Raw genomic sequence first — 7016 nt, forward strand, 5'->3', positions numbered from 1 at the left:
AGGCCGCGACCGGGCCAATGCGGTCGCGCACCAGCTTGACGCAGTCTTTCACCACCTGATCGGAGGCGGTCGCGGCCCCCTTGTTCAGGCATAAAAAGCCCATCGGCAATTGCCCCTTGAGGGTATCGGCCACACCGATCACCGCGCATTCGGCCACATCGGGATGGGAGGCCAGCACCTCCTCCATCGCGCCAGTGGACAGACGATGACCCGCCACGTTGATCACATCATCCGTGCGCGCCATGATGTAGAGATAGCCATCCGCGTCGATCATGCCCGCATCGCCCGTCTCGTAATAGCCGGGGAAATGGCCGAGATAGGATTTGCGGAACCGTTCTTCGGCCTGCCACAGGTTCGGCAGCGTCCCGGGGGGCAGGGGCAGCTTGATCGCGATGGCCCCCAGCGTGCCGGCGGCGACGGGATGGCCTGCCTCGTCCAAGATCCGCACATCATAGCCCGGCATCGCGACCGAGGGGCTACCGATCTTGACCGGCAGCTTCTCGATCCCAAGCGGGTTGCCCGCGATGGCCCAGCCGGTTTCGGTCTGCCACCAATGATCGATCACCGGCACGCCGAGCTTGTCTTGCGCCCAGACGATCGTATCGGGATCGGCGCGTTCCCCGGCCAGAAACAGGCTTTCGAGGCTGGAGAGGTCATAATCGCCCACCAACGCGCCCGCAGGATCATCGCGCTTGATCGCGCGAAAGGCGGTCGGCGCGGTGAATAGCGACTTGACCTTATGGTCTTGGATCACCCGCCAGAACGTGCCCGCATCGGGCGTGCCAACGGGTTTGCCCTCGAAAACGATGGTGGTGCAACCAAAGGTCAGCGGCGCGTAGCAGATATAGCTGTGCCCGACGACCCAGCCGACATCGGAGGCGGCCCAGAACACCTCGCCGGGGTTCATGTCGTAAAGGTTGCGCATCGACCAGTTGAGCGCGACCAGATGCCCGCCGGTATGGCGGATGACGCCCTTGGGCTGGCCTGTCGTGCCCGAGGTATAGAGGATATAGGCGGGATGATTGCCTTCGACCGGGACGCAATCGGCGGGGGTGACGCCATATTGAAAGCCATGCCAATCATGGTCGCGCCCCTCTTCCAGCTTGGCGACCTCTTGTTCGCGCTGAAAGATGACGCAGAATTCGGGCTGGTGCTTGGCGATGGCAAGCGCCCCGTCCAAAAGCGGCTTGTAATGCACCACGCGACCTGGCTCGAGCCCGCAGCTGGCCGCGATGATGCATTTGGGCGTGCAATCGTCGATCCGGACCGCCAACTCATTGGCCGCGAAGCCACCAAAGACCACCGAGTGGATCGCGCCCAGCCGCGCGCAGGCCAGCATCGCCTCCAGCGCTTCGGGCACCATCGGCATATAGATGATGACGCGGTCGCCCTTGCCCACGCCCTTGGCCTTGAGCGCACCGGCAAGGCTGGCGACACGGGTCTGCAATTCGGTATAGGTGATCTTGTGCGTGGTGCCGGTCAGCGGGCTGTCATGGATAATGGCCAGCCGCTCACCATGACCCGCTTCCACATGGCGATCGACCGCGTTCCAACAGGCGTTCAGCGTGCCATCGGCGAACCATTCGTAAAGCGGCGCGTGATCGGCGCACAATGCCTTGGAAGGTGGGGTGACCCAGTCTATTCCCTCGGCGGCCTCCATCCAGAAACCGTCGGGGTCGCGCATGGCGCGTTCGTAAATCTCGGCATACCGCATGGGTTGTCCCTCCTTGCTATTGCGCAACTTTCTATCGTTACGCGCAGGATGGACGCAATTCGGTGACTTTGCCGCATGGGGGCGCTAACGGGCACGCCCCCTAGCCATAGGTGCTGACCGGCGTTCCGGCGAGTGCCGAGATGTTCAAAAGCCCGCGCGCCGTGATCGAAGGCGTGACGATATGGGCGCGGTTGCCCATCCCCATCAAGATCGGCCCGACCTCGAGCCCGCCCGCGCGCGCCTTGAGCATGTTGCGCGCCGCCCCGGCCGCATCGGTCGAGGCAAAGACCAGCGCATTGGCCGCGCCCGTCATCCGTGTGCCGGGCAAAAGCCGCTCGCGCAGCTCGGCATCGAGGGCGGTATCGACATGCATCTCGCCCTCATAGACGAAATCCGTGCCTTCACGATCAAGAATGTCGAGCGCGGCGCGCATCCGCCGTCCGCTGTCGGTATCGAGGTTGCCAAACTGGCTGCCGGAACACAGCGCCACCTTGGGTTCGATCCCAAAGCGGCGGATATGGCGGGCGCAGCCGCGCACCGTTTCTGCGATCTGTTCCGGCGTCGGTTCGGGGTGGACCTGCGTATCGGCGATGAAAAGCGGCCCCTCATCCGAGATCATCAGGCTGAGCGCCCCGACAGGATGCAACCCATCGGTGGCGAGAAGCTCGGTGATATACTTCAGATGCCACAGATATTGACCAAAGGTGCCGCAGATCAGCGAATCCGCCTCGCCGCGCTGAACCATTACCGCGCCGATGGCGGTGGTGTTGGTGCGCAGGATCGCGCGCGCCAAATCGGGGGTCACGCCGCGCCGGGCCATGATGGCGTGATAGCTTTGCCAATAGTCGCGGTAGCGTGGATCGTTCTCGGGGTTCACCAGATCGAAATCGCGGCCAGCGCGCAGCGTCAGACCCGCACGCTCGATCCTTGTGTCGATCACCTCGGGGCGGCCGATCAAGATGGGCTTGTCGGTGGTTTCCTCGACCATGGCTTGGGCTGCGCGCAGCACGCGCTCATCCTCACCTTCGGCAAAGACAATGCGGCGCTCAGCGGTGCGCGCAGCGTCGAAAACCGGACGCATGATCATGGCCGATCTGAACACCGATTGGTTGAGTTGGGCGCGATAAGCCTCGATATCCTCCAAGGGGCGCGTCGCCACGCCCGATTCCATCGCGGCCTCGGCCACGGCGCTGGCAACCACGGCGATCAGGCGGCGATCAAAGGGCTTGGGGATCAGGTAGTCGGCCCCAAAGGTCAATTGTTCGCCGGCATAGGCGGCGGCGGCTTCGGCACTGGTGGTCGCGCGTGCAAGCGCCGCGATGCCCTCGATGCAGGCGATCTTCATCGCATCGTTGATCTCGGTCGCGCCGACATCAAGGGCGCCGCGGAAGATGAAGGGAAAACACAGCACATTGTTGACTTGGTTGGGAAAATCGCTGCGACCCGTGGCGATGATCGCATCGGGGGCGACAGCGCGCACCTGTTCGGGCAGGATCTCGGGCGTGGGGTTCGCCAGTGCGAAAATGATCGGGCGTGGTGACATGCGGGACACCATCTCGGGCGTCAGCACACCGGGGCCGGACAGGCCAAGGAACAGGTCGGCCCCATCCACCACATCGGCCAGCGTGCGCAGATCGGTCTTTTGCGCATAGGCCGCCTTTTGCGGGTTCATATCGGCCTCGCGGCCCTCGTAGACCAGCCCGTTGATGTCGCAAAGCCAGATATTCTCGCGCTTCACACCAAGCTTGAGCAACATGTTGAGGCAAGCGATGCCCGCAGCGCCGCCGCCCGTGGAAACGATCTTGATATCCTCGAACCGCTTGCCCGCGACACGCAACGCATTGGTCGCCGCAGCCCCGACCACGATCGCCGTGCCATGCTGATCATCGTGGAAAACGGGGATGTTCATCCGTTCTCGGCAGATTTGTTCAACGATGAAACAATCGGGTGCCTTGATGTCTTCGAGGTTGATCGCGCCAAAGGTCGGCTCCAGCGCGCAGACGATATCGGCCAGCTTATGCGGGTCGGATTCGCTGAGTTCGATATCGAAGCAATCAATATTGGCGAAGGTCTTGAACAAGACCGCCTTGCCCTCCATCACCGGTTTGGAGGCCAGCGCGCCGATATTGCCCAGCCCCAAAACGGCGGTGCCATTGGTGACAACGGCGACCAAGTTCCCGCGCGTCGTGTAGCGCGCCGCTGTGCTTGGATCAGCCTTTATTTCAAGGCAAGCCTCAGCTACGCCGGGCGAGTAGGCGCGCGCCAGATCGCGGCCATTGGCCAAGGGTTTGGTGGCGCGGATCTCTAGCTTACCGGGCTTGGGATGCTCATGATAGAACAAGGCCGCATTGCGCAGCGCCTCTTGCTTTTCGTCGCTCATCCTACACCCTCTGATCGATTTAGTTTAACGTTAAACATTATTTGTGAGGGACTCACAAGGCGACGCAACGCCGCGCGGAAATCAGGTGAACTGTTCGCGCAGCAACCGCTCGTCCAGCCCATGTCCGGGATCGAACAAGATACGATGCACGATCTCAGGTTCTGAGCGGATCTCGACCGAGACGACATTGGCCACCGAGCGACTGTCGGCATCGGCCATCACCGGGCGCTTGTCGGGGTCGATCACATCGAACCGCACAACCGCGCTTTTGGGCAAAAGCGCACCGCGCCAACGCCGAGGCCGAAAGGCCGCAACAGCCGTCAGCGCCAAAACCTCGGCGCCGATCGGCAGAATCGGGCCGTGCGCCGAGTAGTTGTAGGCCGTCGATCCGGCAGGCGTGCACAAGAGCGCGCCATCGCAGACCAACTCCTCCATCCGCAACCGCCCGTCGACCAAGATGCGCAGCTTGGCGGCCTGCGGACCTGCGCGGAGCAAGCTGACCTCGTTGATCGCCAAAGCCTCGACCACCTTACCCTCGGTCGTGGTGGCGCGCATGCGCAGCGGATTGATCACCGCGGCCTCTGCCCGATCGAGCCGTTCGATCAGATCATCCTCGGCATAGGCATTCATCAAAAAGCCAACCGTTCCACGATTCATCCCATAAACCGACAGGCCCAGCGCTTGGGTGGCATGCATGGTCTGAAGCATGAAGCCATCGCCGCCCAGCGCGACGATCACATCGGCCTGTTCCGGGGTATGGACGCCATAACGCGCCTCGAGCCGCTGCTGCGCTTCCTGCGACAGCGCGGTATCGGAGGCGAGAAAGGCAATCTTGCGTGGCATGGGCATCTGAGGCCCTCCCTTCGGGTCTTATGGCACCCTCGCCCGGTCAGATCGGAAACTCAATCCATCTTCGGCATGCATCTTGCCGCTTTCGGCGGGCATGGTGACGCTTTGTACCCTTCCAGATCGGCTTTGCTTGCCGTAAACGGCGCGCTAAGTCATATCACACACCGACCCTAAAGGGAGACGCTGCCATGAACGCCCCCCACCGCGACGCAGGCTTTTTCACCGAAACGCTGGAAAGCCGCGACCCCGAGATTTTCGGCGCGATCCGCCAAGAGCTTGGCCGCCAGCGCCTTGAGATCGAGCTGATCGCCTCGGAAAACATCGTCTCCGCCGCCGTGATGGAGGCGCAGGGCTCGGTGATGACCAACAAATACGCCGAAGGTTATCCGGGTCGGCGCTATTACGGCGGCTGCCAATATGTCGATATCGCCGAAGATTTGGCCATCGCACGCGCCAAAGAGCTTTTCGGCGTCGGTTTCGCCAACGTGCAGCCAAACTCCGGCAGTCAGGCCAACCAAGGCGTCTTTACCGCACTCCTGCAGCCGGGTGACACGATCCTCGGCATGTCGCTCGATGCAGGCGGCCACCTGACCCATGGGGCCAAGCCCAACCAGTCGGGCAAATGGTTCAACGCCATTCAATACGGTGTGCGCGAGCAGGATCTGACGGTGGATTATGACCAGATCGCGGAATTGGCCGCCGCGCATCAGCCCAAGATGCTGATCGCGGGTGGCTCGGCCATTCCGCGCATCATCGATTTTGCGAAAATGCGCGAGATCGCCGACAGCGTCGGTGCCTATCTGCTTGTCGACATGGCCCATTTCGCGGGGCTGGTGGCATCTGGCCATTACCCCTCGCCCTTCCCGCATGCCCATGTCGCCACCACGACCACCCACAAGACGCTGCGCGGCCCGCGCGGCGGCATGATCCTGACCGATGACGAAGCGATCGCGAAAAAGGTCAACTCGGCCATCTTCCCCGGTATCCAGGGCGGCCCCTTGATGCATGTGATCGCCGCCAAGGCCGTGGCCTTCGGCGAAGCGCTGCGTCCCGAATTCCGCGACTACCAGACGCAAGTGATCCGCAACGCCCAAGCGCTGGCCGACCAGCTGATGAAGGGCGGCCTTGATATCGTCACGGGCGGCACCGACACGCACCTGATGCTGGTCGACCTGCGCCCCAAAGGCGTGAAGGGCAACGCGACCGAACAGGCTTTGGGCCGCGCGCATATCACATGCAACAAGAACGGCATCCCCTTCGATACCGAGAAACCCACGATCACGAGCGGCATTCGCTTGGGGTCGCCCGCGGGCACCACGCGGGGCTTCGGTGAGCCGGAATTCCGCCAGATCGGTGACTGGATCATCCGCGTCGTCGACGGGCTGGCCGCCAATGGCGAGGATGGCAACATAGCGGTCGAGGCCGCCGTACGCGCCGAGGTCGAGGCGCTGTGCCAGCAGTTCCCGATCTACCCCAAGCTCTGATCTGCAAGATCCAACAATTTCGCTTGCAATGATCTTGAACGGCCCGCGGTCGCGCCATATTTCTGGCGTGGCTGCGGGCTGCTTGCTGGTGTGTCCGGCCGCGTCCGCGCCGCTAGATCATTTGTCGAGCGAAACACGATGGAAGCCGCGCCGTCCCTTCGACCCGAGATCACACCCGCCTTCCGCGCCGAAGCGCTGCGCGAAATTCGGGCCTTTACCCGCGATTGGACAGGACGCGACGACCGCTTGGCCGCGCTGAGCTTCGCGATCACGTTCCTTTTGTATTTCGCCACATTCTGGCTTGCGGTGCAGCTTGCCGCTTTTGGCTGGCTGATCCTGCCCCTGATCGTGATCAATGCTTTCCTGGGCGTGCGGCTTTACGTGCTGCAACATGATTGCGGCCACGGCTCGTTGTTCTCGACCAAATGGCGCAATGATCTGGCCGGTCAGGGCCTTTCGATCTTCACCCTCACCCCCTACCGGGTGATGCAATCCAACCATAACGACCATCATGCCCATCTCGGCAACCTCGATGAACGCGACACGACCGAGATCTTCACCATGACCTTGCGCGAATGGCAGGCGGCGG

5 protein-coding genes are annotated in these 7016 nt (G+C 62.5%); 2 read left to right on the plus strand and 3 right to left on the minus strand.

The genetic code is table 11. From position 1 onward, the window contains the following. From ACTG4J_RS13925 to ACTG4J_RS13935, 3 genes are all read right to left on the minus strand, one after another. The coding region (locus tag ACTG4J_RS13925; RefSeq protein ID WP_439140342.1) for an AMP-binding protein at positions 1-1714 on the minus strand (1714 nt) is incomplete at its 3' end. Between the two features lie 100 nt (positions 1715-1814). Then, positions 1815-4094, minus strand: a complete 2280-nt coding sequence (locus tag ACTG4J_RS13930; protein WP_439140343.1) for an NADP-dependent malic enzyme — start codon at positions 4092-4094, stop codon at positions 1815-1817. A gap of 81 nt (positions 4095-4175) precedes the next feature. Further along, positions 4176-4937, minus strand: coding sequence for an NAD kinase (locus ACTG4J_RS13935; RefSeq protein WP_439140346.1), 762 nt, complete (start codon positions 4935-4937; stop codon positions 4176-4178). Between the two features lie 194 nt (positions 4938-5131). Between ACTG4J_RS13935 and glyA the strand changes: the two genes are divergently transcribed. Further along, on the plus strand, positions 5132-6427 hold the full coding sequence (glyA, locus tag ACTG4J_RS13940; RefSeq protein ID WP_439140344.1) for a serine hydroxymethyltransferase: 1296 nt from the start codon (positions 5132-5134) through the stop codon (positions 6425-6427). 138 nt (positions 6428-6565) lie between these two features. After that, positions 6566-7016 (plus strand): fatty acid desaturase (locus ACTG4J_RS13945; RefSeq protein WP_439140345.1); only part of this gene is annotated, 451 nt, incomplete at its 3' end.

The organism is Roseicyclus sp. (assembly GCF_965662675.1).
GTDB lineage: Bacteria > Pseudomonadota > Alphaproteobacteria > Rhodobacterales > Rhodobacteraceae > Roseicyclus.

Coding starts and splice junctions, on each gene's coding strand:
- ACTG4J_RS13930 (WP_439140343.1), bottom strand. CDS start 4,094: ATGAGCGACGAAAAGCAAGAGGCGCTGCGCAATGCGGCCTTGTTCTAT.
- ACTG4J_RS13935 (WP_439140346.1), bottom strand. CDS start 4,937: ATGCCACGCAAGATTGCCTTTCTCGCCTCCGATACCGCGCTGTCGCAG.
- glyA (WP_439140344.1), top strand. CDS start 5,132: ATGAACGCCCCCCACCGCGACGCAGGCTTTTTCACCGAAACGCTGGAA.